Origin of the sequence: Streptomyces lacaronensis (assembly GCF_047337785.1) — a bacterium.
In the GTDB taxonomy this organism is placed as follows: domain Bacteria; phylum Actinomycetota; class Actinomycetes; order Streptomycetales; family Streptomycetaceae; genus Streptomyces; species Streptomyces lycopersici.
In genome coordinates this window covers 3,037,972-3,062,983 of record NZ_JBLHDK010000003.1, presented here as the reverse complement: position 1 = coordinate 3,062,983, position 25,012 = coordinate 3,037,972, and the positions used below count along the sequence as shown (strand labels likewise).

Below are 25,012 nucleotides of genomic sequence, written 5' to 3'. Positions count from 1 at the left end.
CGCGGCATGCATACTGCGAGCGGGCTCGAGGGGGCACTGCGTGCGGAGGTGGACGCCGAGATCAGGTTTGACGCGGGCAGCCGGGGCGCGTACGCCACGGACGGCTCCAACTACCGCCAGGTGCCCATCGGCGTCGTCGTCCCGCGCGACGTGGAGGCCGGGGCGCGGGCGGTGGAGGTGTGCGCCCGCTTCGGCGCGCCCGTCCTGTCGCGGGGTGGCGGGACCAGCCTGGCCGGTCAGTCCACGAACACCGCCGTGGTGATCGACTGGAGCAAGTACTGCCACGCCCTGGTCTCGGTGGATCCCGAGGCGCGCACCTGTGTGGTGGAGCCGGGGCTGGTACTGGACGAGCTCAACCGCCAACTGGCCGACTACAAGCTACAGTTCGGGCCCAAGCCGTCCACGCACAGCCAGTGCGCGCTGGGCGGCATGATCGGCAACAACTCGTGCGGCGCCTCGGCACAGGCGTACGGCAAGACCGTGGACAACGTGCGCCGCCTGGAGGTCCTCACCTACGACGGCGTGCGCATGTGGGTGGGGCCGACGTCCAAGGCCGAGCGGGCCCGGATCGCGGCGGAGGGCGGCCGCCGGGCCGAGATCTACGACGGGCTGGACCGCGTCGTCGGCGAGTACCTCGCGGACATCCGGCGCGGCTACCCGAAGATCCCGCGCCGGGTCTCCGGCTACAACCTGGACTCGCTGCTGCCGGAGAACGGCTTCGACGTGGCCCGGGCCCTGGTGGGCAGCGAGGGCACCCTGGTGACGGTGGTGCGCGCCGAAGTGGACCTGGTGCCGGTGCCCCCGTACCAGTCGCTGCTGGTGCTCGGCTACGGCGACATCTGCACCGCCGCCGACGATGTGCCGCGGCTCCTGGAGCACTGCACACCCAGCGAACTGGAGGCCCTCGACGGGCGGATGGCCCAGCTGATGCGGGAGGAGCACGCGTATCTCGAGTCGCTCAACTCGCTCCCCGAGGGCGGAAGTTGGCTGATGGTGCAGTTCAGCGGGGACACCCAGGAGGACGTCGACGAGCAGGCGCACGCGCTGCTGCGCTCGGTGGGGCGGGACGAGAAGGACGCCACGGTGGCCTTCTCCGACGACCCCCGGCGCGAGCAGCGGATGCTCAAGGCCCGCGAGGCGGGCCTCGGGGTGACCGCGCGCCCGCCGGACGACCGGGAGACCTGGGAGGGCTGGGAGGACTCCGCCGTCCCGCCCGAGCGCCTGGGGGACTATCTGCGCGATCTCAAGGACCTGTTCGCGGAGTTCGGCTACGACCATCCGTCGCTGTACGGCCACTTCGGGCAGGGCTGTGTGCACACCCGCATCCCGTTCGGGATGGAGACCGCCGACGGTGTGGCCGACTTCCGCCGCTTCCTGGAACGCGCCGCCGACCTGGTGGTCTCGTACGGCGGCTCGCTGTCCGGCGAGCACGGGGACGGGCAGGCGCGGGGCGAACTGCTCACCCGCATGTTCGGCGAGCGCCTGGTGAGCGCGTTCGGCGAGGTGAAGGCGGTGTTCGACCCGGAGAACCGGATGAACCCCGGCAAGGTCACCGGTCCGAATCCCGCGAAGGTCACCGGCCCTGGCACGGTCACCGGTGCGGGCACCGTCACCGGCCCTGGCACCGTCACCGGCCCGAATCCGGTCGACGGTCAGCTGCGCCTGGGCCCGGGGTGGCGGCCGGCCACCCCCGACACCCACTTCGGCTACCCCGACGACGAGCACTCCTTCACCCGCGCGGTCATGCGCTGTGTCGGCATCGGCAACTGCCGAAGCCACCACGGCGCCGTGATGTGCCCGTCGTACCGGGCCACCAATGAGGAGGAGCACTCCACCCGCGGCCGGGCCCGGCTGCTGTTCGAGATGCTCGGCGGCCACGCGGACTCCGCCGTCACCGACGGCTGGCGCTCGACCGAGGTCCGGGACGCCCTGGACCTGTGCCTGGCGTGCAAGGGCTGCAAGTCCGACTGCCCGACCGGTGTCGACATGGCGACGCTCAAGGCCGAGTTCCTCGCCCACCACTACGCGGGCCGCCCGCGCCCGGCGGCGCACTACTCCATGGGCTGGCTGCCGGTGTGGGCCCGGCTCTCCCGTATCGCGCCCTCGCTGGTCAACACCGTGGCCCGGGCGCCGGGGGTGGCCGGTCTCGGCAAGCGGCTGGCCGGGGTGGAAGGCGCGCGCCAGGCGCCGGTGTTCGCACCGCGGTCCTTCCTCCAGTGGTGGCGCGCCCGCGCCACCGAGGAGCCGGACCCGGCCGACCCGCGGACCGTGGTGGTGTGGCCCGACACCTTCAGCACCTACTTCCACCCCTCGGTCACCATCTCGGCCGTCCGGGTGCTGGAGGACGCCGGCTTCCGGGTCGCCGTACCGACCGAGCCCGTGTGCTGCGGTCTGACCTGGATCTCCACCGGGCAACTGGCCACGGCGAAGCGCGTGTTGCGGCGTACGCTGCGGGTGCTGCGGCCCTACCTCGAGGCGGGCACCCCGGTCATCGGCCTCGAACCCTCCTGCACCGCGGTGTTCCGGGCCGACGCGCCCGAACTGATGCCCGCCGACCAGGACGTGGAGCGGCTGGCCGGGCAGTTCCGCACCTTCGCCGAACACCTCGTCCACCACGCCCCCGACGGCTGGCGGCCACCCGCGCTCAGCCGGCAGGCCGTCGTCCAGACCCACTGCCACCAGCACGCCATCATGAAGGACGACGCGGACCGCGAACTGATGCGGCGCGCCCATCTCGTCACCGACGTCCTGGACGAGGGCTGCTGCGGCCTGGCCGGGAACTTCGGCTTCGAACGCGGCCACCACGAGGTCTCGATGGCCATCGCGGAACAGGGCGTGCTGCCCGCCGTGCGGGCGGCCGCGCCCGGCAGCCTGCTGCTCGCGGACGGCTTCAGCTGCCGCACCCAGATCGAGCAGGGCGACACCGGCCGCGGGGCCCTCCACCTGGCCGAGGCGCTGGCCCTGGGCCTCGACACCACCCTGCCCAGCGAGCGGCCCGAACGCCTGGCACAGCGTGCGGACCCGCCCTCGCGCACGGCCCGCTGGGCGACCACCGCCGGTGCCGCCGCCCTCACGGCGACGGCCGTGGCCGGGGCCGCGGCGGGGGTCGGCCGCGCCGCCTCGCGGCGCACGCGCCGCGGGGGAAGGTGACCGCACGGTGGTCACGGATCGCGTCGTGGCCGGAGGCGCGGGCGAGCGCGTCGTGGACGGGGTGGACAGCGCCGTCTACACGGTGCCCACCGACGCCCCCGAGGCCGACGCCACCCTCGGCTGGGACAGCACCACCCTCGTCCTCGCCACCGTCCGGTGCGGCCGGGTCACCGGACTGGGCTACACCTACGCCCCCGCCGCCACGGCCCTGGTCGTCGACGATCTGCTCGCGGACGTGGTCACCGGCACCCCGGCCCTCGATGTGCCACGCGCGAACGAGGCCATGCACCGCGCCGTGCGCAACGCCGGACTGCCCGGCGTGGCCGCACAGGCCATCGCCGCCGTGGACATCGCCCTGTGGGACTGCAAGGCCCGCCTGCTCGACCTGCCCCTCGTCGACCTCCTGGGCAGGGCGCGGGACGAGGTGCCCGTATACGGCAGCGGCGGCTTCACCACGTACGACGCCGAGCACCAGGACCGTCAGCTGCGCGGCTGGACCGAGGAAGAGGGCATCCCCCGCGTCAAAATCAAAATCGGCGAGTCCTGGGGGCGGTGCGAGGACCGCGACCAGGAACGCGTCGCCGAGGCCCGTGCGAGCATCGGCGACACCACCGACCTGTACGTGGACGCCAACGGCGGCTACGCCGCCAAACAGGCCGTACGCATGGCCGACACGCTCGCCGACCACGGGGTGACCTGGTTCGAGGAACCCGTCTCCTCCGACCACCTCACCACGCTCGCCACCGTCCGCGACCGGGTCCCGATGGAGGTCACGGCCGGTGAATACGGCTACACCCTGCCCTACTTCGCACATATGCTCGCCGCCGGTGCCGTGGACTGCCTCCAGGCCGACGTCACCCGCTGCGGCGGCATCACCGTCTGGCTGCGCGCCGCCGCCCTCGCCCACGGCCAGGGCCTCGAGATCTCCGGCCACTGCGCCCCACACGCCCACGCCCACGCCGCCGCGTCCGTGCCCAACCTGCGCCACCTGGAGTGGTTCCACGACCATGTACGCATCGAGCGCCTTCTGTTCGACGGCGTCCTCGCGCCCGACGGCGGCGGCCTCACCCCGGGCCATGACGGAGCGCCCGGACTGGGGCTCACGCTGAACAGCGAACGGGCCCGGCCGTACCGTGTGGCCTGAGCCGTACGGCGAGACGCCGAGCGCACGCACTCAGTCGAGCGCGCTCACTCATGGGGAACGACGGCCACCGGACAGCTCGCGTGGTGCACCGCCGCCTGCACCACGGGCCCCAGGCGGGGCCCCAGCGCGGGCGGGTGTTTCCGCCGTCCGACCATCAGCAGATCGCTGTCGGCCGCGGCCTGGACGACGGCGCGGGCCGGGCTCTCCAGCCGGACCTCGTCGACGACCCGCACCCGGGGGAACTTCTCCCGCCACGGCCGCAGCACCTCGTCCAGCTCCCGCCGCGCCCGCTCCATGGTGTCCCGGGCCATGTCATCGCCCCCGGTGGCGGCGTGGGCCCGGTCGGGTTTTCGGCCGTGGACGGCGTGCAGTGGCACATCGCGGGTGAACGCGGTGACGTAGGCGAACTCCAGGAGGTTGTCCTGCGGACCGTGCAGGCTCAGGCCCACGACCACACGCCCCGGGCGTTCACGTGCTCCCCGCCCCGCGCGCATCAGCACCACCGGCCGCTCCGCGCGGGCGATGGTGTGCAGCCCGATGTCACCGAGGAAGAAGCTGGCCACCCGGTCCAGCCCCCGCGATCCGAGCACCAGCATGCGGGAGTGCGCCGCCGCGTCGAGCAGGGCCGTCTCGGGCTCGTCCGCCACCAGGTCCTCGATGATGGTCAGCTTCGGATGGTCACGGGCCAGCTCGGTGTGCGCGTCGTGCACGATCCGCTTCGCCCAGTAGTTCTGGTCGTCCGCCGCGGGGGTGTCGGGCGTGCGGGGGCCCAGCAGGATCCAGGCGTGCGTCAGGCGCAGCGCCAGCTCACGCCGCTCCGCCTCGTCGGCGGCCCAGTGCGCGGCGGTCAGGCTCTCGGCCGAGCCGTCGAGACCAACGGTGACCACTTGTTCCATGGCAGTGCCTCCCGTCGGGTTCCCTGGTCCACACCACACCGATCGGGCGTCCCGAACCGCCCACGACCGGCGCGGCGGTGACATCGCTCTCCGAGAACAGTGCCACCAGCCTCCTCCACCGAGCCTGCCAGCTCGCCCGCGCCGCCGAATGAGCCTCATGGCTCCCTCTCCCGGCCACACGGCCCACCACGGGGCCATCCGGCCCCCGGCCGAGGGCGTTCCGCCCGGACACCGCTCACCGGCGGTGTCACAGTGGACGGCGTCAGGCCCGCTACGGGATGCCCGGCGTGGCGGGGCTGTGCCCCTGGATCCCGGGGTTAAGGGGCGGAGCCCCAGTTGTGGGAAGGGGCGGGGAGGGGAACAGCCCGCCGCAGGCGTACGCGTACCGTCGGACACCTAGTAGCCGACGGTGAAGTGCGTGTCCTCGCCGGGGTTCTCCAGTTCGTCGAGGACCGCCACGGCGAGGTCTTCCGCCGAGACGCGGGACGTGCCGTCGGCGGTGGTGATGAGGGTCGTGGTGCCGCGCCGGTACTTTCCGGTGCGGTGGCCGGGCTCGAGGAGGGCGGGTGGGCTGAGATAGACCCAGTCCGCCGAGTGGGCCCGGCAGACGTCCAGCTGCGCGGCGCTGGTGGCGGCGATGGCGCGGAAGGGCTCCGGGACGTACTCCGGGCTGTCCAGGACGAGCCGGTCGGGGTGGTCCGGGTTCCGCAGGGGCGCGGCGCCGCCGATGACGAGCATGCGTGTCCGGGCCGTCTCGGCGGCGGTGAGCAGCGCCGTCGTGGTCCTGACGGCGGTGTCCTCGTGACCGGGGGCGGGGCGGGTCGCGGCCACGATCGCGTCGGTGCCGGTGAAGAGCCGGCTCATGTGGTCGGGGTCGTCGGCGTCGCCCCGCACGGCGATCACTCCGGGCGGCGGGGCGGCCGTCGGCTCCTTGTGGAACACCGCGACGAGGTCATGGCCCCGGCTCACGGCTTCGTCGACGACACGCGAGCCGACCATTCCGGCGGCTCCGACAACGGCGATCTTCATCGAGGTGTCCCTTCCGGGGCGGGGGTGGAGACGGAGTCCTGTTCGGGCGTCCGGGGGCGGGTGCGGGTGCGGGTGCGGGTACGCGGCGGAAGCTGTCCCGCGACGATCGCGGCGAGCGAGAGCGCGAATCCCACGAGCTGGATCGGGCCGAGCGTCTGGTCGAGCACGATGGCGCCGAGAACGGCGGCCACCAGCGGTGAGAGCAGGGCGAGGACCGCGACCGAGGCCACGGGCAGGCTGGTGATGCCCTGGAACCACAGGGCGTAGGTGATCAGACCGCCGACCAGCCCCAGCCAGAGGTAGCCGAGCGCGGCGGGCAGGTCGACCGCGGGAGGTGCCCCCTCGACGAGGAAGGTGAGGGGCAGCAGGAAGAGCCCTCCCGCGGTGAGTTGCCACCCGGCGAAGGTGGTGGCACCGACCCCGGCGGGGCGCCCCCAGCGCTTGGTGAGCGTCACGCCGAGCGCCATCGTGACGGCGCCCGCGAGGCCCGCCACGACCCCGACGGCGTCGAGCGCCGCGTTCGGCCCGATCACCACAAGACCGACGCCGACGACGCCCGTCACACCCCACAGGAGGCGCCACGGCGAAAGGCGCTCATGGAGCACGGTGACGGCCAGGACGGCCACGACCAGCGGCTGGGCCGCCGCCAAGGTGGCGGCCACGCCACCCGGCAGGCGTTCGGCCGCGACGAACAGCAGCGGGAGGAAGAGCCCGATGTTCAGCACGCCGAGTGCCGCGGCCTTCCCCCACCAGGCGCCGCGCGGCAGCGTCCGGGTGAGGGCCAGCGCGATCAGGCCGGCGGGCAACGCGCGCAGGAACCCCGCGAAGAGCGGATGTCCCTCGGGGAGCAGTTCGGTGGTGACGACATACGTCGTGCCCCACACCGAGGGCGCGAGCGCCGTCCACGCGGTGCGTGGCAGGTTTCCGTGGCGGACACCGCCGGCCCCGCCGGAAACCACTTCTGTGGTGTGCCGTGTCATGCCTCGAAGTCTCGTCCCGGCGCCATTGATGAGTCCAACACATGTTTGTCACCTCATCGATCTCGATCCACGATGGATCCATGGAGCTTCAGCAGATGCGGTACGTCGTCGCCGTCGCCGAGACGAACAGCTTCACCCGCGCCGCGGAGCGGTGTCTGGTCGTCCAGTCCGCCCTCAGCCACCAAATCGCCCGCCTGGAAAGGGAGTTGGGTGCGAGACTCTTCGAGCGCACCAGCCGCCGGGTGCGGCTGACACCGGCCGGCGCGGCCTTCCTCCCCGCCGCCCGCCAGTGCCTGGACGCCGCCGAGCGCGCGGCCGCCGAGGTCGCCGCGGCCGTCGGGGAGGTACGCGGACGGCTCGCCGTGGGCCTGATCCCCACCGTCACCGCGGTCGACATCCCGGGCGCGCTGCGCGACTTCCACGAGCGGTATCCGCGTGTGCGCGTCAGCCTGCGGGTGGGCGCCAGCGACGACCTCGTCGAGCAGGTGAAGGAAGGCGCCCTCGACGTGGCGTTCCTCGGCCTGCCGACCACCGCCCGCCCGCAAGGTGTCGACGCCCATGAACTCGCGCGTGACCGGCTCGTCGCCGTGGTCGCGCCGGACCATCCCCTCGCCGGGGAATCACAGGTCGACCTGCGCAGGCTCTCCTCCGAGGTGTTCGTGGACCTCCCGGCGGGGACCGCCGGACGCGCCCAGTCCGACCTGGCCTTCGAGGCCGCCGGGCTCACCCGTGACGTGGCCTTCGAAGTGACCAGTGCGGACTTCATCGCCCGGCTCGTCGGCCCGGGACTCGGCGTGGCGATGCTTCCCACCGCCTACGCGCCTCATCTCGCGGGCGTCGTCACCGTCGAGGTCGCCGACGCACCGGCCCGCGTCGAGTACGTCATCTGGAGCCGCTTCAGCCGCACACCGGCGGCGACCGCCTTCCTCACGGCGCTGGACATCACGCCCACGGAATCCTGACGCATGCGACGGGGCCGGGCCACCCCGCCCTCACGATGCCCGCCGGGGGGATCGGCACGTCGAGGACGAACGAACCACCAGACGAGTCCCGTTCACCACCGGCGGCGGTGAACGGGACCACACACGGCCGCACACCGGCCCGCGAACACCACCGCCGGTAGGCCGTCGCCATGAGTGGTCACCGCGAGCCCCAGGGTGCGCCCGCCGCTCCCCACCGGGCCGTAACCGAGCGCACCGGCCACCGCCCTCACCCGGGCCCCGCCTCGCCTCCGAGACCCGGCCGGTGCCGCCCCGCACGTTGGACACCGTCGCGGTCGACACCTCCGCCGCCCGTGCCACATGCCCGATCGTCACCCTCGGCACGCCCGGCGGAATACGCTCCCGTCCCGCCCCCACCCGCCGATGTCGCGCGTGGGGGCGGGCGATGGGGGACAGCGGTCCAACCGGACGAATTACGGGCCCGACTCCGGGGAACGCGCCACGGGACGGAAAGGACTACGCAGATGCCCAAGATCGCCATCATCCTCGGCAGCACCCGTCCCGGCCGCAACGGCGAAGCCGTCGCCCAGTGGGTCTTCGACATCGCCCGGCGGCGCACCGACGCGGAGTACGAGCTCGTCGACATCGCCGACTACCGGCTCCCCCTCCTGGACGAGGCGGTCCCGCCGTCGCTGGGCCAGTACTCACAGCCGCACACCAGGACCTGGGCGGAGAAGATCGCCTCCTTCGACGGCTATGTGTTCATCACCCCCGAGTACAACCACTCCACCTCCGGCGCCCTGAAGAACGCCATCGACTTCCTGTACGCCGAGTGGAACAACAAGGCCGCCGGCTTCGTCGGCTACGGCAGCGCCGGTGGCACCCGCGCGGTCGAGCACCTGCGCCTGATCATGGCCGAGCTACAGGTGGCCGATGTGCGCGCACAGGTCTCGCTGTCCCTGTTCACCGACTTCGAGGACTTCAGCAGGTTCAACCCCGCCGAGCACCAGACCGAGGCCGTGAACACCCTGCTCGACCAGGTCGTCATCTGGAGCACCGCGATGGCCACCGTCCGCGCCGCCTAGCGAACGCTCCTCACACCCGCGTGTCGGACCTCGTCGGCAGCGGGTGGCGGCCGGTCAGCCAGTCCCGGCGGAGCAGCGGCAGAGTGCTCTCCATGTCCCGGACGCCGGTGACCGGCAGCCGCACCTCGACGCGTGTGCCGGGGCGCCCGTCGGGCCGGTCCAGTACGGTGATCCGGCCCCGGTGCAGGGCGATCTGCTGGGCGACCAGGGTCAGGCCCAGGCCGGAGCCGGGGCTGTCCGGGCCGCGCCGGAAGCGCTGGAAGACCTCCTCGCGGCGTTCGGGTGGGATGCCGGGGCCGTGGTCGTCCACGGTGAGCACGGCGAGCGGCTGCCGCGGGTCGCCGGATTGACGCAGGGTCACCTCGATGTGGGCCGTGCCGTCGGTGGCGCGGCCATGGGTCCAGGCGTTGGTCAGCAGGTTGTCCACCGCCGAGCGCAGCCCCTCCTCCCAGCCGTGCACCAGCAGCCCCGGGGTGGTGCGTACGGACACCTCGGCATCCGGATGGGTGCGCCGCAGGCCGGAGACGGACGCGTCCAGCACCTCCGTGAGGTCCAGCGACGTGAACGCGTCCGCCTCGACCAGGTCGCCCTGCGCGAGCGCCCTGAGCATCACCAGCAGCCCCAGCAGCCGGGTGTGTTCGCGGCCCAGGTCGTCGAGTGCTTCCGCCCGGTCCACGGGGTCCAGGTCGGGGTGGTCGGCGAGGATGTCGATGTTGGTGCGCATGCTCATCAGCGGGGTACGCAGCTCGTGGGACGCGGTCGCGGCGAACGCGCGGGCGGTGGCCAGCGCCTCCCCGGTGCGTTCGACCTGCTCGTCGTAGCGGGCGAGCACGGTCTGCAGCGTGTACGCCAGGTCGTCGACCTCGCCGATACGGGTCGGCGTGTGCTCCAGGCGTACGGCGCTGGTCCTCGGGTCCAGGCCGCTGGTGCGGCGCTGCAAGCGCCGCAGCGGCAGCACCGCACGGGCCGCGATGGCCCACGTGGTGGCCCCGGCCAGGGGCGCGGCCACCAGCGCCCCGAACACGACCCGTTGGCGCACCAGCGCCAGCTCCTCCTCGGTGGTGTCCGGCGAGAACAGCCACAGATTCGGCGTGGTGCCCTCTTTCGCGGCACCGACACGCAGCGACAGGACCAGCCAGTCCGTGTCATCGGAGGTCACGGTGACCGGCTTCGGGGCGGTGCGGGGCAGCGAGGGGAGCGGGTCGGGCCGCGGCCCGGCCGAGATCGTGCCCCCGGGCGCGGTCAGCCGGATGCCCACGTCCCGCGCGGAGTTGACCAGCCGCCGCTGCCGGGCCTGCTCCATGACCGGACGGTCGGTCCCGGCGACCTCGAGGAAGGCCTTGGCGTTCTTGGCGACGACCGTGGCGCGAGCGCGCAACTGGGAGTTCTGGTGTGCGCGCAGGTCGTCGCCGACCAGACGCAGCAGCAGCCAGCCGGAGGCCAGCACCAGCAGCGGCACGCTCACGCCGACCGCGAGCGCGATACGGGTGGACAGTCTCATGGCGCCTCCCCGGATGACGTTTCCCCGGGCAGTCCGTCGTTGCCTGCCATGCACACCTCTGTTCCGCGGCGGTCGAACGCGTCCGTCCGAGGAACAGATCAAAGCATCGACATGGCCGGTGTCTCCACACCGAACCGGCGCGGCACCGGCGGCCGCCGCCGCGGTGGCCCCGCCGTCAGGAGCCGAGAGCCCCGGTGAGGCCGGTGGCGTCGGTGACGTCGGCCCGCCGCACCTGGACGCCGCGCTCGGCCAGATCGGCCGGCCGGTCGGTGCTCCGCCCGGTGGCGATGATGTCATGTGTGCGGGAACGGCTCGGCCAGCGACGTAAGCACATGGTCGGCCTCCGCGGCACGCAGTTCCGCCGCGGAGTAGTGGCCGCTCGCGACCCCCACCGCCGTCGCGTTCGCGGCGTGCCCGGCCTCGATGTCGCGAGGCGTGTCCCCGACCACGTAGACATCGGAGCGGCCCAGATCGTGCCCGTGCAGCCGGGCGGCCTTCGCCGTCGCCAGGCGGGTGATCTCCGCACGGTCCGGGGAGTCCGAGCCGTAGGCGCCGAACACGAAATAGCGGCCCAGCCTGCCCGGTTCCATCTTGATCCGGGCCGCGCCCTCCATCGCGCCGGAGATGAGCCCGAGGATGATCCCCGCGTCCGTGATCCGCCGCAGGGTGTCTTCGACACCGTCCATGACGCGATACCCCTCCGAGGTCCGGATGTCCTCCGAGAGATGCCACAGATACGCCGCGTACAGGCGGGCCATCTCATCGTGACTGGGCTCGCGGCCGAGCACGGCCCGGAACGTCTCCCGGCCGACCTGCGGATCCGTCTCCCCGGCCGAGGTGTGTTCTCCGATATCGGCGGCCACCCCGTGCAACCGCTCGAAGGCCCAGGCCCAACTCCGGGCTCCCGACCCTCCGGTGTGGATCAGGGTTTCGTCGATGTCGAAGAGCACCGCTATCGGTCCGGCCATCGCACGCATCTCCTCCGGTTCCGCCTGCTTCCAGGGTGCGCGGTGGCGCCGGAGGCGGCCAGTTGCGGGGGCGCGGTGTTGGTGGTGCCGTTGAAATGACGGAGGCAGCGTGGCGACTACGACGGGCTGAACGATATGGACACCGTCTCGGTGATCACCGGGACCGCCGGGTTCACCGATCCGCATACCGTACGCGTCGAGACCGCCGACGGCCCCCTGGCGAGCACCGCGGAACAGCGAGGCTTCGCAGACAACCATCGAGCGCATGGAGGGCGGCGTCGCCATGACCGACCTGGACACGCTGTCGGTGAACACGATCCGCGGACTGTGCATGGACGCGGTCCAGAAGGCGAATTCGGGGCACCCCGGAACGCCCATGGCGATGGCGCCCGTCGCGTACACACTGTGGCAGCGGTTTCTGCGCTTCGATCCGGCCGATCCCATCTGGCCGAACCGCGACCGCTTCGTGCTCTCCGAGGGCCATGCCTCCGCCCTGCTCTGGTCGCTGCTGCATCTGACCGGCGTGCGCACGGTCGACCCGGAGTACGAGGTGCTGGGCCGTCCGGCGGTGACCCTCGACGATCTGAAGTCCTTCCGGCAGCTCGACTCGCGCTGCCCCGGCCACCCCGAGTACCGGTGGACCAGCGGCGTCGAGACGACCACCGGCCCGCTCGGTCAGGGCGTCGCCACCTCCGTCGGCATGGCGATCGCCGGGCAGTGGCTGGCGGCGCGGTACAACCGCGACGACTTCACGCTCTTCGACTTCGATGTGTACGCGCTCGCCGGGGACGGCTGCATGATGGAGGGCGTCTCCTCCGAGGCGGCCTCGCTCGCCGGACACCTCCGGCTGTCCAACCTGTGCTGGATCTACGACTCCAACCGGGTCACCATCGAGGGCCACACCGACATCACCTTCACCGAGGACGTCGCCGCCCGCTTCCTGGCCTACGGCTGGAACGTGACCACCGTGGCCGACGCAGGCGACCTCGGCCGGATCGGCCGCGCCTTCCACTCCTTCCGCGCCGAGGCCGCGCGCCCGACCCTGATCCTCGTCCACAGCCACATCGGCTACGGCTCGCCGGTCGAGGACTCACCGAAGGCACATGGGTCGCCGTTCGGGCCGGAGGGGGTCAAGGCCACCAAGCGCGCCCTCGGCCTGCCGCCCGACGCCGACTTCCACATCCCCGACGGTGTGCCCGACTGGTTCGCACGGGGGATCGGCGCACGCGGCGGCCAGCTGCGCAGCCACTGGGAGAAGACGTTCGACGCCTACCGCGGCGCGTATCCCGAGCTCGCCGACGAGTTGGAGCGGATCCAGCGCCGTGAGCTGCCGGACGGCTGGGAGACCGCGCTGCCCACCTTCGCGGCCGATCCGAAGGGCCTGGCAAGCCGCGACTCCTCGGGCCAGGTGCTGAACGCGGTGGCCAAGGCGGTGCCCTGGGTGCTCGGCGGGTCCGCCGATCTGGCGCCGTCGACCAAGACCCGCCTCACCTTCGGCGGTGCGGGCGACTTCCAGCCGTATGACCACGCCGGGCGCAATCTGCACTTCGGCGTCCGGGAGCACGCGGCCGCCGCGGTGGCCAATGGAATGGCGCTGACGAAGCTCCGTCCGTACTGGTCCGGGTTCCTGATCTTCTCCGACTACGCCAAGGCGGCCATTCGCCTCTCGGCGCTGATGGAGATCCCCACCGTGCACGTCTTCACCCACGACTCCATCGGGGTCGGCGAGGACGGACCCACCCACCAGCCCGTCGAGCAGCTCGCCGGGCTGCGCGCCACGCCCGGACTGCTGGTGTTCCGCCCCGCCGACGCGAACGAGGTCGCCGAAACGTGGCGGGTGGTCGCCGGCCTCCGCCGGGCGCCGGCCGCGCTGGTCCTCTCCCGCCAGCCCCTGCCCACCCTGGACCGCACCCGGCTCGGGGCGGCCACCGGTGTCGCCTGGGGCGCCTACGTCCTGGCGGACGCGGACCGGGGCGAGCCCGAGGTGATCCTGCTCGCCACCGGCTCCGAGGTGGCGCTGGCCCTGGCCGCACACGAGGAACTCACCGCCGAGGGCATCGCGTCCCGCGTGGTGAGCATGCCGTGCTGGGAGCTGTTCGACCGTCAGCCGCGCGAGTACCGCGACCAGGTGCTGCCGCCCGCGGTCACGCGCAGGGTCGCGGTGGAGGAGGGCTCCACGTTCGGCTGGGACCGGTACGTCGGCGCGGACGGGGCCGTCATCGGAATGCACACCTTCGGCGCCTCCGCACCCCTCAAACAGCTGCTCACGAAGTTCGGATTCACCCCCGAGCGCGTCGCGCAGGTGGCGCGCGAGCTGGTGGCCCCGGGCTGAGCGGGCAATGACGCGACAGGAGAACACATGGCTACCGACACCCCGATGCAGCTCGGCATGATCGGGCTCGGCCGGATGGGCGCGAACCTCGTGCGCCGGCTGATGCGCGACGGCCACCGCTGTGTGGTCTACGACGTCAACGAAAGCGCCGTTCAGGAAATGGAGGGCGAGGGCGCCGTCGCCGCCCGCTCGCTCGGCGACCTGGTGGCGAATCTGGAACGGCCACGGGCCGTCTGGCTCATGCTGCCCGCCGCCGTCGTACAGCCCACCCTCGACCAGCTCACCGAGCTCCTCGACCCGGACGACGCCATCATCGACGGTGGCAACTCCTACTACCGCGACGACATCACCCGCGCGGCACAGCTCGCCCCGCACCGCATCCACTACCTGGACTGCGGAACCTCCGGCGGAGTCTGGGGACTTGAGCGCGGCTACTGCCTGATGATCGGCGGTGAGGACGGGCCCGTCGCCCGGCTCGACCCCATCTTCCGCACCATCGCTCCCGGCACCGGCTCCGCCGAGCCGACACCGAGCAGACACGGCGACGGAACGGCGCCCGAAGGCTATCTCCACTGCGGCCCCAGCGGAGCCGGCCACTTCGTGAAGATGGTTCACAACGGGGTCGAGTACGGCATGATGGCCGCGATCGCCGAGGGGCTCAGCATCATCGACCACGCGGACGCCGGGCTGCGCAAGCGCGCCGCCGACGCGGAGACCACCCCGCTGCGCGAGCCGGAGGCGTACCGTTTCGAGATCGACGTAGGCGAGGTGGCCGAGGTGTGGCGCCGCGGCTCGGTCGTGGGCTCCTGGCTCGTCGACCTCACCGCCGACGCGCTGGCCAGGTCGCCGCAGCTGGACGAGTTCACCGGGCGTGTCTCGGACTCCGGCGAAGGGCGCTGGACGGTACGAGCCGCGATCGACGAGGGCGTGCCCGCCGCCGTGATCTCCACGGCGCTCACCGACCGCTTCCAGTCCCGGGGCCTCGGCGAGTTCGCCGACCGGGTGCTGTCCGCCATGCGCAGCGAGTTCGGCGGACACGCCGAGAAGAGGAGCGGGCGATGACGGCACCGGACGACCATGTGATCGTGCTCTTCGGCGCCACCGGCGACCTCGCCAAGCGCAAGCTGCTCCCCGGGCTGTTCCACCTCGCCGCCGCGGGGCTCCTCCCCGACGGCTACCGCATCGTGGGTTCGGCCCCGTCCCGGTCCGCGATGAGCGACGACGCGTTCCGCACCCACGCCCATGACGCGGTCGCCACCTTCGGACGGTCCAAGCCGACCGGACCGGTGTGGAAGTCCTTCGAGGAGTCGCTGTCCTTCGGCGCGGCCGACGCCGAGGATCCCGGCCCGCTGCTCGCGGCCGTACGGGCGGCGGAGGACTCCCTCGGCGGGCCGTCCCGCAGACTGTTCCACCTGGCCATTCCGCCCTCGGCGTTCGCGTCCACCATCGGCATGCTCGGCGACACGGGCCTGGCCGAGAACGCGAAGGTGATCGTGGAGAAGCCCTTCGGCACCGATCTGGCGTCGGCGCGGGCGCTCAACGAGAGGATCAACGCCGTCTTCGACGAATCCCGGGTCTTCCGCATCGATCACTTCCTCGGCAAGGAGTCGGTGGACAACATCCTCGCCCTCCGGTTCGCCAACGGCATGTTCGAGCCCAACTGGAACCGGGACCACGTCAGTTATGTGCAGATCGATGTGCCGGAGACGCTCGGCCTGGAGGGCCGTGCCCACTTCTACGAGGGCACCGGAGCCTTCCGGGACATGATCGTCACCCATCTGATCCAGGTGCTCGGCATCGTGGCGATGGAACCACCGGTCTCGCTCGCCGCCGAGCCGTTGCGCGACGAGAAGGACAAGGTCTTCGAGGCGCTGCGCCCCATCGGGCCCGGGGATGTCGTGCGCGGCCAGTACGAGGGCTACCGCGACGAACCCGGTGTGGCCCCCGATTCGACGACCGAGACGTTCGCCGCGCTGCGGGTGGAGGTGGACAACTGGCGGTGGGCCGGGGTCCCGTTCCATCTGCGCTCCGGCAAGAACCTCGCACAGGGCCGCCAGGTGATCACCCTCGGACTGCGCGAGCCGCCCCTGCGGATGTTCCCGGCCGACCTCGCCGACCAGGAGAAGAACCGGGCCAACAAGATCGTGATCGACTTCGGGGACCCCGGGTGGATCGCCGCCCGCTTCCTCACCAAGGAGCCGGGCCCCGCGATGCGGCTCGAACCGGCCACGATGGCCTTCGGCTACGCCGGGTCGTTCTGCGAGGAGAACGGGCTCGAGGGCTACGAACGCCTCATCCTGGACGCCATGCTGGGCGACCAGTCGCTGTTCACCCGGGCAGGCGGCATCGAACACATCTGGGCCGCGTCGGCCCCCCTCCTGGAGAACCCCCCGCCGGTCCAGCCCTACGCCCCCGGCTCCTGGGGCCCCGAACCGGCCCTCAGCGAACTGATCGCGCCCTACCCGTGGCATCTGCCGGACGCCGCCGAGATCCTGCCCGGAACCTTCGGCACGCCCGGGACCGGCACATGAGGGTCAGATACCGGAGACGGTCACCCCCCGCTCGGTGAGTGCCGTGTGCACGGGCACGGGCCGCCCGTAGTACGCCTCCCACGCCATGCTGTGGGGCAGCGCGGCCTTTGCCAGGGACGGCAGGTCGAGCAGCGGGCTCACGTCCTCGAGAGCCCTGCACTCCAGCAGGTGGACGTCGGTGAGGCCGGGCAGGCCGGACAGCGTGCCGATGTCCTTCAGCTCGGGCATCCACAGCCGCAGGACGCGGAGGTTCTGGTGACCGGCCAGGCGGGAGAGGTCCCGCCAGTCCACGCCCTTCAGATTGAGGTCGACGACTGGCCCGGCCGGTATGTCGGCCACGCGGGGGCAGCCATCGAGCACCAGCTTCCGCAGGTCGGGGCAGTCCTCCAGGGCGCGCAGCGAGCCCAGGCCCGGCACCTGGGAGAAGGTCAGGTCGTCCACCGGGGCACCGGCCAGGCCGCCGGGGTCCACGAGCACCGCGCAGTCCTCGACGCGGAGTTCGCGCAGCGCGGGCAGGTCGCCGAGGCCGTCGAGGCCGGTCAGCGAAGGGCAGTCCTGGATCCGCACCTCGCGCAGGGCGGGCAGCTCACCGAGGCGGCCGGGGGCGCGCAGGCTGCGGCAGTGGGAGACCCACAGCTTGTCCAACTGGTCCTTGCGTTCGAGGCCCTCCAGGGTGACCAGATTGTCGCAGTGATCGATGGTGATGAACGCCAGACCCGAGACCCCCGCGAACGACGAGAGATCGCGGAGTCGCCGGATGCCCCGCAGGTTGATCGAGCGCAGTGACGGCAGCCGGGTGAGCGCGGAGAAGTCCCCCAGATCGGGGCAGTCTTCGAGCCAGACCTGCACCAGGCCGCGGACGGTTTCGAGTCCGCGCAGGTCGGTGAGGTGCTCGGCCCGCGTGATGAACAGCCTCCGCAGCCCAGTCAGCGCGGACAGCGCGGACAGGTCGGTCAGTTCGGTGCAGCCACTGATACCGAGCCACTCCACGCCGGGGTGGGAGCCGAGCCCGCGGAGGGTCTTCAGACGCGGACAGTCGTCCAGGGTCAGGTCGGTCAGGGCGGGCAGCGCGTCGATGCCGGTCAGGTCCCGCAGGTGGCCGCAGCTGCGCAGGTCCAGTTCGGTCACCGCGGGGACGTCCCGCAGCCCGGTCAGGTCGCGGATCCCGGTCCAGCCGAGGTCGAGGTGGGTGAGCCGGGCCAGCCCGGACAGCGGCGAGGCGTCCTTGAAGGAGCGGCACCCGCGCAGCGTCAGGCTCTCCAGCGCGGGGAACGCCGTACCGAAGCCGTCGGCGGACCGCACCTTGGTCATGCTGAGGTCCAGCTCGCGCAGCCGCCCGAGCGCCAGCAGCGGCGCGATGTCCGACACCGCCCGGCAGCGGTGCAGGTTGAGCCGGGTCAGTTCGGTGAGGCGGCCGATCGGGGTGAGGTCCTCGATGCCCGCGCAGCCGTTGAGGTCGAGGTCGGTGAGGCAGGTGAGCTCGCCGACCTCGGTGAGGTCCGTGATCTCCTTGCAGCGGTCGACGTGCAGGGCGCGGAGCGTGGTGAGGTGGCGCAGGCCGGTCAGCGAGGTCATCCGGCGCAGGCGCAGCGAGGTGCGGTTCTCGCGCGCGAAGGCGGGGACGAGGAGGGCGGCGCAGAAGCCGTCCGGGTCGGCCGCCTTGGGCCACAGCCGTAACAGCGTCTCCGAGGAGTACCCGGCCGCGCGTTCGAACCGGGCGGCCAGGGCGAGCGCCGCACCGTCGTCCCGGATCAGGACGAGTTCCCCGATGGCCTTGCGTATCTTGACCGGCTTGCCCGTCGCCAGCAGCTCGCGCAGTTCGCCCAGTCGATTGTCCGAGGTCATGGCACGGGACCTTATAGGCCGGGCCTGACAGCGGAGCGCGCGAGCGCACACCGGCGGGCAGGTGCGCGGCGGGAGCGTCACGTCTCGCTGAAGGTGCGTCGGTAGGCGCCGGGTGTGGTGCCGAGGTGCGTCCTGAAGCGGCGGCGCAGGTTGACCGCCGAGGCGAGGCCGACCCGGGTGGCGATGGCTTCGACTGGCAGGGCGGTCTGCTCCAGCAGTACCCGGGCCGCGTTGATGCGCTGGGTGAGCAGCCACTGTCCCGGGCTGGTGCCGAGCTGTTCGGTGAACCGGCGGGCAAGCGTGCGGTGGGACAGCCCCGCGCGTTCGGCGAGGCGGTCGAGGGTCAGCCGGGTGCCGAGGCGCGCGGTGGCCCATTCCAGCACCGGGGCCAGGGATTCGTCCGCCTTGGCCGGTACGGGGGGCGTGGCGTACTGGAGCTGGCTGCCCTCGCGGTGCGGCGGCAGGACCATGTTTCGGGCGATCCGGGCGGCGTAGGCCGCGCCATGGTCCTTACGTACGAGGTGGAGGCACAGGTCGATACCCGCGCCGGTGCCGGCGCTGGTCGCCACGTCGCCGTGGTCGACGAAGAGCACGTTGGTGTCCACCCGCACCTCGGGGAAGGCGGCGGCGAGCCGGGCCGTGCCGCGCCAGTGGGTGGTGGCGCGGCGGCCGTCGAGCAGCCCGGTCCGGGCGAGGACGAACGCGCCCGTACAGATGGCGACGATCCTCGCCCCGCGCCCGTGGGCGGCCCGCAGCGCTTCGGTGACGGCCGGCGACACCGTGGTCGTCCCCGACTGCTGCCAGCCGGGGATGACCACGGTGTCCGCCTCCTGCACGGCGTCCAGCCCCGCATCGACGAGCATCGAGCAGCCGACGGTGGTCCGCAGGGGGCCGGGTCGCTCGGCGCAGGCCCGGAAGCTGTAGCGGGCCGGCACTTCGGGGACGTCCGCGCCGAAGACCTCGGCGGCGCAGGCGACCTCAAAGGGCGACTGCGGCTCGGTGAGCAGGGCCACTACCCGGTGGAGGCTCATGGCAAGAATGTACCTGCAGGCGTCTTTCCGGACTCTCGGCCGAGGAGACCGGCCCCGGTCACAGTGGTCCCATGAGTGACACCACCGAAACGGAAGTACTGAGGACCGCGGTCCAGGTGGACGGGGAGGCGGCCAGCTACCTGACCGTGGAGCGGGAGGGCCCGCCCGTGCTGCTGCTGCACGGGACGTACTGGAGCCGGGTCTGGCTGCCGGTGGTGGCCCGTCTCGCCGACGCGGGGCTGCGGCCGCTCGCGGTCGACCTCCCCGGCCTGGGACGCTCCGGAGGCGAGCTCACCCCGGAAACGGCCACGGTCCCGGCCCTCGCGGACTGGGTGGCGCGATTCGCGTCCGCGGTGGGCGTCTGTGGAGCGGTCCCCGTGGCGGGCCATGACATCGGCGGTGCCATCGCCCAGCATCTCCTCGTTCACGACCGGTTGGAGGTGTCCCGGCTGGCGCTGGTCAACTCGGTCACCTACGACTCCTGGCCGGCGCCCCACGTGGCCCGCTTCCGAGGCCCAAGCCCCGCTGCGGAGGACGTCCTCGCCGCTCGCCGACAGGCGGTGACCGCGGCGCTGGCCGGTGCCGCCACCGAGCAGCGCGTCGCGGACTACCTGACCCCGTGGACCGACCCGCGGGTACGCCGCTCCTGGGCGGCCCTGGCGGGCGCGGCCGACAGCCGCTACACCCTCGACCTGGTACCCGCGCTGCGTCGATCGGCGACGCCCAAGCTGCTGCTCTGGGGCGAGGAGGACGGCTACGAGAAGGTGGCGTACGCCGAGCGGTTCGCCGCGGAGATGCCGCACACCACGCTCGTACGCATCCCCGACGCGGACCACATCCCCATGGAGAACGCGCCCGGCGCCATCGCCCGCGCGCTCGTCGACTTCTTCGCCGCGTAGGCATGGGCGCGGTCCCCCTCCGGGAGGTCTGCCGTCAGTTCCCGGTAGGGGGCCGGGAATGGGGTCAGCGAGGACAGCATCGCGTCCGGGGTCTCCTCGGCGGGGTAGTGGCCGCAGCCGGGAAGGACCACGCTTTCCATGTCGTCCGCTGCGAGCCTCATCGTGGCGCCGACCGCCTCGCCCAGGTAGTCGGCTCCCGCGACGGTCAGGACGGGGAGGGTCGGCCGCCGGGTCGTGCGCCGTACTGAGCCGGGCCGGTGCGCCGGACGCGGAGCCGCGCTCCATGGTCCGGCTCGCGCGCGCCACGGTGGCGGACACGCTCGCCCGGCCGGCCCCGAGGACGCCGTGCACCGCTAGTGCCCACCCAGCCGGGACACACGGTCCGCTACGCCGCGATGACGGCCGCCGTGGTGCGGCCGCCGTCGACGTCCAGCACGATGCCGTGCACGAACGCGGCCTCGTCGCCCGCGAGATAGACCGCCGCGTGCGCGATGGCCTCCGGGCTGCCGACGCACCCGGCCGGGGTGCCGTTCATCATGGCCTCGCCCGGGTGCACCTCACCGGGTACGGGCGTGTGGACCACTCCGGGAGAGATCGCGTTCACCCGCACACCGCGCGGCCCGAACTCGGCGGCCCAGGCCCGCGTCAGGGTCTCCATCGCGCCCTTGCTGGAGCTGTAGAGCGCGCCGATGGGAATGCCCAGCCGGGCGATCCACGACCCCAGGTTGATGATCGCCCCGCCACCGGCCCCGGCCATCGCCGGAGCGATCGCGGCGGTCAGGAAGAACGGTGCCTTCACATTCACCGCGTAGACCTGGTCGAAGGACTTCTCATCGGTGTCCGCGGTGCTGTCGCCGGGGTAGATCCCGGCGTTGTTGACCAGGACGTCGATGCCTCCGCCCAGCACCGACCCCGCCTCCTCGGCCAGGGCGCGGGAGGCCTCCGCGCTTCCGTCCAGATCCGCCTGTACGAAGTCGGCCCGGCCGCCCCGCGCGCGGATGGCGTCGACCACCTCCGTACCCCGTTCGGCGCTGCGGCCGGACACCACCACATGCGCGCCCTCGGCGGCGAACCGCTCCGCGATCGCCCGCCCGATGTTGCTGGTCGCACCGGTCACCAGCGCCCTCTTGCCCGTCAGCCGTCCACTCATCACGCACTCCCGCACGCTCGTTCACCGCACCATGGATGCCCCGCGGGTCCGCCGGGGCCATGCCACTGTGCGAAGAAAAAAATGGACTTGCAAGTCCAGTATCCGGGCCGCTCGGGCCGCGGCGGCGCGCTCATCCGTGGCCGCTCAAACCGCCGCGGCGCGCCGCAGATCCCCGATGCCCTGATCGAGCGCGGCCCGCAGATGGTCGGCTCGGCCGGTCGACTGGAGGATCAGCACACCGCCCTGGATGCCGGCCAGCAGGGCGGCCGCGCGGTGCTCGACATCCAGCTCGGCGGGCAGCTGCCCGGCCGTCTGGAGGGCCCGGATGCCGGTGGCCAGGCTCTCCTGCCACTGCCGCATCAACGTCACCACGACATCCCGGGCGCCCGGGGTGGAGCGGCCCAGATGGAGGACCAGCGAGCCCAGCGGGCACTCCTCGCCCTGCTCCGCATAGCGCTTGACCACCTGATCGCGCCACCGCTGCCACGCCTCCCAGGAGTCCAGGCAGCCCAGATACGGCTGCTGGTCCTCCAGGACCTGGTCGGCCTCGTGGTGCGCGACCGCCAGCAGCAGTTCGTCCTTCCCCTCGGGGAAGTAGTGGAACAGCTGGCTCTTGCTGGTGCGCGTGCGCGCCATGACGTCGTCGAGCGTGGCCATCGAAACGTCCTTCTCACGCAGCACCGCGGCCGCGCCCTCGATGATCCGCTTCCGGGTGGCCTTCCCCTTGGCCGTCAGCTCCCTGTGCATGGCGCCCCTCTCGACTGGACTGGCTGGTCCAGCCTACTGAGCGGGGTGTCCGGATCAGGACTCGGCGGCCCAGGCCGTCAACCGGAGCTGTCGGCCAGCTCGGCGGCCTCCTGCCGCAGGGCGTGTACCACCGCGTTCGCCGATGCCGTGGCGGGGCTCGGCGCGTGTACGAGGCTGACGCGGCGCCACTCCTCCGCCACGCCCTCGACGGCGACGAGACGCACACCGGGCGGGACGGCGGGAAGCAGCGCCGGCGGGGCCGTGGTGACGCCCGCCCCGGCCGCCACCAGGTGCAGCTTCGTCAGCCAGTCGCGGACGGTGTGGCGCACCCGGGGCCGTCCCGGCAGTCCCGGCCAGACGCCGAGCAGCGGCTCCTCCGCGGCGGCCGGGCTCGCGATCCACGGCTCGTCCGCGATCTCCTCGGCCGTGACGCTGTCGCGTCCGGCGAACCGGCCGCTCGTGGCCACCGCCACGGCCAGCCGGGTCTCGAACAGCGGCTCCACACGCAGCGGCGGGGCGTCGGTGTCGGGGGAGCGGTGGGGTGGTCTGGACGACAGCAGGGCGACGTCGAGTGTGCCGGTGCGCAGCGCCCGCGCCAGCGACGGGGTGGTGCCCTCCCGTGTGCTCACCCGGATCCGGGGGTGCTCCCGGCGCAGGGCCGCCAGCGCACGGGACACGATCACCGTTCCGGCGGTGGGGAAGAACCCGAGCCGCACCGGGCCGTCCTCCGCCTCGCCCCCGTGCAACTCCCGGTCGGCCGCGTCGAGTGCGTCCAGCGCGACCACGGCGTGCCGCAGCAGGGCGCGCCCCTCGGTGGTCAGCCGCACACCGCCCGGATGGCGGTCGAAGAGCCGGGCTCCGGCCGCCTGCTCCAGCGCGGCCACCTGCCGGGAGACGGCCGACTGGGTGTACCCGAGCGCCTCCGCCGCGGCGGTGATCGTGCCCCGCTCCGCCACCTCGCGCAGCACCCGCAGCCCGACCAGGGTCATGTCCATGAGCGCACGTCCATGCGTACGAAGCATACCGGCCATGCGGGACATTCGTTGGCGGAATGTCATGGCCGTTCCTAGCGTGGTGAGCACACCACAGCAGAACGGAAACGACACATCATGCCTCTGGTCAACATCTACCTGCGCGAGGGCACCACCCCGGAGTACCGCCGGAATGTCTCGCTGGGCATCCACCGGTCCATGGTGGACGTCCTGAAGGTCCCGCAGGACGACCAGTTCCACCTCATTCACGAACTCAAGCCCGAGAACGTCCAGACGCAGCCGGTGTTCTTCGGCATCCGCCGCGGCGACCGCACGATGTTCATCCAGCTCTTCTTCAACGACCGCGACCCCCAGCAGAAGGCGGAGCTGTTCGAGGCCATCCGCGGCAACCTCCGGCTGTACGCGGACGTCCCCGAGGAGGACATCCTCCTGTGCGTGGTCGAGACGAACAGCGAGAACTGGTGGGCTGCCGGGCGGACCGTCAACCCCCGGACCGGCTACGACGAGCGCATGGACATCGATTGACTATCGATAGGAATCCATCGATAGTCGATGCATGCATCGACTCTTCATCGTCGCGCTCCGGGCCGGCATCGTCGCAGCGATCATGGCGGGCCTCTTCGGTCAGATCGTCGTCATCCCGACGACGGCGGCCGACGAGGTCGACCGCTTCCCTCCGTACGCCCCGTTCGCCACGCCGTACGTGACGGTCGCGATCCTCGGCGTCGCCTGCGTCCAAGTGGCGCTCGTCGCGGTGTGGATGCTGCTCGCCATGGTCCGCCGCGGCGCGATCTTCACACCGCTGGCCTTCCGATGGGTCGACACCATCATCGGCTCCTCGGTCGTGGCGACGCTGCTGGCACTCGGCGTCACCGGGCATCTGGCGCTGGCCCAGATCCCCACCCCCGACGACGGCATGGAGGTCATCGGCGCCCTGGGAGCCGCGATGGTGAGCGTGGGCGTGGGGGCGGCGTTCGCGATGCTGATGGTCATCATGCGGAGCCTGTTGCGGAAGGCGACGGATCTGGAGACCGAGATGGCCGAGGTGGTCTGATGGCGATCGTCGTCGACCTCGACCTCCTGCTCGCCCGGCGCAAGATGTCGGTCGGCGAGTTCGCCGCCGCCGTCGGCATCACACCCGCCAACGTCGCCGTGTTGAAGAACGGCCGGGCGAAGGCGGTGCGGTTCACGACGCTCGATGCCATCTGCCGCACACTCGACTGCCAGCCCGGCGACATCCTGCGCTGGGTCCCGGATGACGGCGGGGACGACGACCGGCGCCGTTGAGCGAGGGCACGACGACCGTCGCCCTTGAGCGAACCTCGCTGCGGCGCGGGCGCGTTGACGGCGCCCGGCCCGGGGGAGGGGCGGCGGGATGGCCGCCCCTTCCCCAGACGCTGTCCTGGCTACAGACCGACGTCACGGCCGCGGATGTCGTCCAGCGACTCACGCCGGACCAGCAGCCGCGCCCTGCCGTCCGCCACGAGCGACCACCGGCGGGCGGCCGAGCAGGTTGCAGCCGGACGCCATGGACAGGTGGTACGCGCCCGCCACCGGCACCGCGAGCAGATCGCCGGGGCGGATGTCGCCCGGCGGCCCCGCCTCGCCGGCGCCGGGCTTCTTGCCCGGGGGTGGGGGGAATCCAGCCCGTCCGGCGATTGAGGACACGCCCGGAGGGCGTTCGGGGGGCAGGGGGCGGAGTCCCTTGGTTCGGGGAGGGGCGGGTAGGGGAAACTCCGCGTCTTCCCGGCGCCGCTTTGGGGATCCGCACACCACGCCCCCACGGGACTT

At 72.3% G+C, this 25,012-nt stretch carries 22 protein-coding genes and 1 pseudogene; 11 read left to right on the top strand and 12 right to left on the bottom strand.

The annotated features are described in order from the left end of the window. Positions 1–6: 6 nt before the first annotated feature. The gene (locus tag ACMTAK_RS12930) at positions 7–3,150 is read left to right on the top strand and encodes an FAD-binding and (Fe-S)-binding domain-containing protein (protein WP_413806359.1); all 3,144 of its coding nucleotides are present in this window, start codon (positions 7–9) and stop codon (positions 3,148–3,150) included. A gap of 7 nt (positions 3,151–3,157) precedes the next feature. Then, on the top strand, positions 3,158–4,294 hold the full coding sequence (locus ACMTAK_RS12925; protein WP_413806358.1) for an enolase C-terminal domain-like protein: 1,137 nt from the start codon (positions 3,158–3,160) through the stop codon (positions 4,292–4,294). Between the two features lie 44 nt (positions 4,295–4,338). Here ACMTAK_RS12925 and ACMTAK_RS12920 read toward each other — a convergent pair whose 3' ends face one another. From ACMTAK_RS12920 to ACMTAK_RS12910, 3 genes are all read right to left on the bottom strand, one after another. Then, on the bottom strand, positions 4,339–5,190 hold the full coding sequence (locus ACMTAK_RS12920; RefSeq protein WP_413806357.1) for a universal stress protein: 852 nt from the start codon (positions 5,188–5,190) through the stop codon (positions 4,339–4,341). A gap of 396 nt (positions 5,191–5,586) precedes the next feature. Further along, positions 5,587–6,219: an NAD(P)-dependent oxidoreductase gene (locus tag ACMTAK_RS12915; protein ID WP_413806356.1), complete on the bottom strand. Its 633-nt coding sequence runs from the start codon at positions 6,217–6,219 to the stop codon at positions 5,587–5,589. Beyond that, a complete protein-coding gene (locus ACMTAK_RS12910; RefSeq protein WP_413806355.1) occupies positions 6,216–7,199 on the bottom strand; it encodes an EamA family transporter in 984 nt (327 codons plus the stop codon). The genes ACMTAK_RS12915 and ACMTAK_RS12910 overlap by 4 nt, the downstream gene beginning before the upstream one ends. An 80-nt stretch (positions 7,200–7,279) precedes the next feature. Between ACMTAK_RS12910 and ACMTAK_RS12905 the strand changes: the two genes are divergently transcribed. Both ACMTAK_RS12905 and ACMTAK_RS12900 read left to right on the top strand, forming a co-directional pair. Next, positions 7,280–8,161, top strand: coding sequence for a LysR family transcriptional regulator (locus ACMTAK_RS12905; protein ID WP_413806354.1), 882 nt, complete (start codon positions 7,280–7,282; stop codon positions 8,159–8,161). Positions 8,162–8,664: 503 nt separating this feature from the next. Next, positions 8,665–9,225, top strand: a complete 561-nt coding sequence (locus tag ACMTAK_RS12900) for an NADPH-dependent FMN reductase (protein ID WP_413806353.1) — start codon at positions 8,665–8,667, stop codon at positions 9,223–9,225. A gap of 10 nt (positions 9,226–9,235) precedes the next feature. Here the strand turns inward: ACMTAK_RS12900 and ACMTAK_RS12895 are convergent, their stop codons facing one another. The 3 genes from ACMTAK_RS12895 to ACMTAK_RS12885 all read right to left on the bottom strand — a co-directional run bounded on the left by ACMTAK_RS12895 (position 9,236) and on the right by ACMTAK_RS12885 (position 11,694). Beyond that, positions 9,236–10,726, bottom strand: coding sequence for a sensor histidine kinase (locus tag ACMTAK_RS12895; protein ID WP_413806352.1), 1,491 nt, complete (start codon positions 10,724–10,726; stop codon positions 9,236–9,238). 175 nt (positions 10,727–10,901) lie between these two features. Continuing rightward, positions 10,902–11,060 carry a hypothetical protein gene (locus tag ACMTAK_RS12890; protein ID WP_413806351.1) on the bottom strand — a complete coding sequence of 53 codons (159 nt, stop codon included), beginning with the start codon at positions 11,058–11,060 and terminating at the stop codon, positions 10,902–10,904. Next, complete coding sequence (locus ACMTAK_RS12885) at positions 11,020–11,694, bottom strand: HAD family hydrolase (protein WP_413806350.1); 675 nt, start codon at positions 11,692–11,694, stop codon at positions 11,020–11,022. Before ACMTAK_RS12885 ends, ACMTAK_RS12890 begins: the two co-directional genes overlap by 41 nt. A 265-nt stretch (positions 11,695–11,959) precedes the next feature. Here ACMTAK_RS12885 and tkt point away from each other — a divergent pair, with 265 nt between their 5' ends. From tkt to zwf, 3 genes are read left to right on the top strand one after another with little or no spacing between them, the layout of a single operon-like run. Then, positions 11,960–14,026, top strand: a complete 2,067-nt coding sequence (tkt, locus tag ACMTAK_RS12880; RefSeq protein ID WP_413806349.1) for a transketolase — start codon at positions 11,960–11,962, stop codon at positions 14,024–14,026. A gap of 27 nt (positions 14,027–14,053) precedes the next feature. After that, positions 14,054–15,088 (top strand): phosphogluconate dehydrogenase (NAD(+)-dependent, decarboxylating), encoded by a 1,035-nt coding sequence (gene gnd / locus ACMTAK_RS12875; RefSeq protein WP_413806348.1) that lies wholly within the window; start codon positions 14,054–14,056, stop codon positions 15,086–15,088. Beyond that, positions 15,085–16,557 carry a glucose-6-phosphate dehydrogenase gene (zwf, locus tag ACMTAK_RS12870; RefSeq protein WP_413806347.1) on the top strand — a complete coding sequence of 491 codons (1,473 nt, stop codon included), beginning with the start codon at positions 15,085–15,087 and terminating at the stop codon, positions 16,555–16,557. The genes gnd and zwf overlap by 4 nt, the downstream gene beginning before the upstream one ends. A gap of 3 nt (positions 16,558–16,560) precedes the next feature. Here zwf and ACMTAK_RS12865 read toward each other — a convergent pair whose 3' ends face one another. Next, positions 16,561–18,402: a leucine-rich repeat domain-containing protein gene (locus tag ACMTAK_RS12865; protein WP_413806346.1), complete on the bottom strand. Its 1,842-nt coding sequence runs from the start codon at positions 18,400–18,402 to the stop codon at positions 16,561–16,563. Positions 18,403–18,479: 77 nt separating this feature from the next. Beyond that, the gene (locus tag ACMTAK_RS12860; protein ID WP_413806345.1) at positions 18,480–19,433 is read right to left on the bottom strand and encodes a helix-turn-helix domain-containing protein; all 954 of its coding nucleotides are present in this window, start codon (positions 19,431–19,433) and stop codon (positions 18,480–18,482) included. Between the two features lie 71 nt (positions 19,434–19,504). On the opposite strand from ACMTAK_RS12860, the gene ACMTAK_RS12855 reads away from it, so the two are divergent. Beyond that, positions 19,505–20,332 carry an alpha/beta fold hydrolase gene (locus ACMTAK_RS12855; protein WP_413806344.1) on the top strand — a complete coding sequence of 276 codons (828 nt, stop codon included), beginning with the start codon at positions 19,505–19,507 and terminating at the stop codon, positions 20,330–20,332. A 385-nt stretch (positions 20,333–20,717) separates the two neighbouring features. On the opposite strand, the gene ACMTAK_RS12850 is transcribed toward ACMTAK_RS12855, so the two are convergent. The 3 genes from ACMTAK_RS12850 to ACMTAK_RS12840 form a co-directional block, all read right to left on the bottom strand. Beyond that, entirely contained in the window at positions 20,718–21,482 is a 765-nt protein-coding gene (locus tag ACMTAK_RS12850) for an SDR family NAD(P)-dependent oxidoreductase (RefSeq protein ID WP_413806343.1), read from the bottom strand. A 144-nt stretch (positions 21,483–21,626) separates the two neighbouring features. Next, complete coding sequence (locus ACMTAK_RS12845; protein ID WP_413806342.1) at positions 21,627–22,229, bottom strand: TetR/AcrR family transcriptional regulator; 603 nt, start codon at positions 22,227–22,229, stop codon at positions 21,627–21,629. A 77-nt stretch (positions 22,230–22,306) separates the two neighbouring features. Beyond that, positions 22,307–23,224: a LysR family transcriptional regulator gene (locus tag ACMTAK_RS12840; RefSeq protein ID WP_413806341.1), complete on the bottom strand. Its 918-nt coding sequence runs from the start codon at positions 23,222–23,224 to the stop codon at positions 22,307–22,309. A gap of 114 nt (positions 23,225–23,338) precedes the next feature. Here ACMTAK_RS12840 and ACMTAK_RS12835 point away from each other — a divergent pair, with 114 nt between their 5' ends. From ACMTAK_RS12835 to ACMTAK_RS12825, 3 genes are read left to right on the top strand one after another with little or no spacing between them, the layout of a single operon-like run. Beyond that, positions 23,339–23,746, top strand: a complete 408-nt coding sequence (locus tag ACMTAK_RS12835) for a tautomerase family protein (protein ID WP_413806340.1) — start codon at positions 23,339–23,341, stop codon at positions 23,744–23,746. 31 nt (positions 23,747–23,777) lie between these two features. Continuing rightward, entirely contained in the window at positions 23,778–24,275 is a 498-nt protein-coding gene (locus tag ACMTAK_RS12830; RefSeq protein WP_413806339.1) for a DUF2975 domain-containing protein, read from the top strand. Continuing rightward, positions 24,275–24,508 carry a helix-turn-helix domain-containing protein gene (locus ACMTAK_RS12825; protein ID WP_413806338.1) on the top strand — a complete coding sequence of 78 codons (234 nt, stop codon included), beginning with the start codon at positions 24,275–24,277 and terminating at the stop codon, positions 24,506–24,508. Before ACMTAK_RS12830 ends, ACMTAK_RS12825 begins: the two co-directional genes overlap by 1 nt. A 119-nt stretch (positions 24,509–24,627) precedes the next feature. On the opposite strand, the pseudogene ACMTAK_RS12820 reads toward ACMTAK_RS12825, so the two are convergent. After that, a pseudogene (locus ACMTAK_RS12820) lies at positions 24,628–24,814 on the bottom strand (diaminopimelate decarboxylase); the annotation flags it as partial. Between the last annotated feature and the right edge of the window lie 198 nt (positions 24,815–25,012).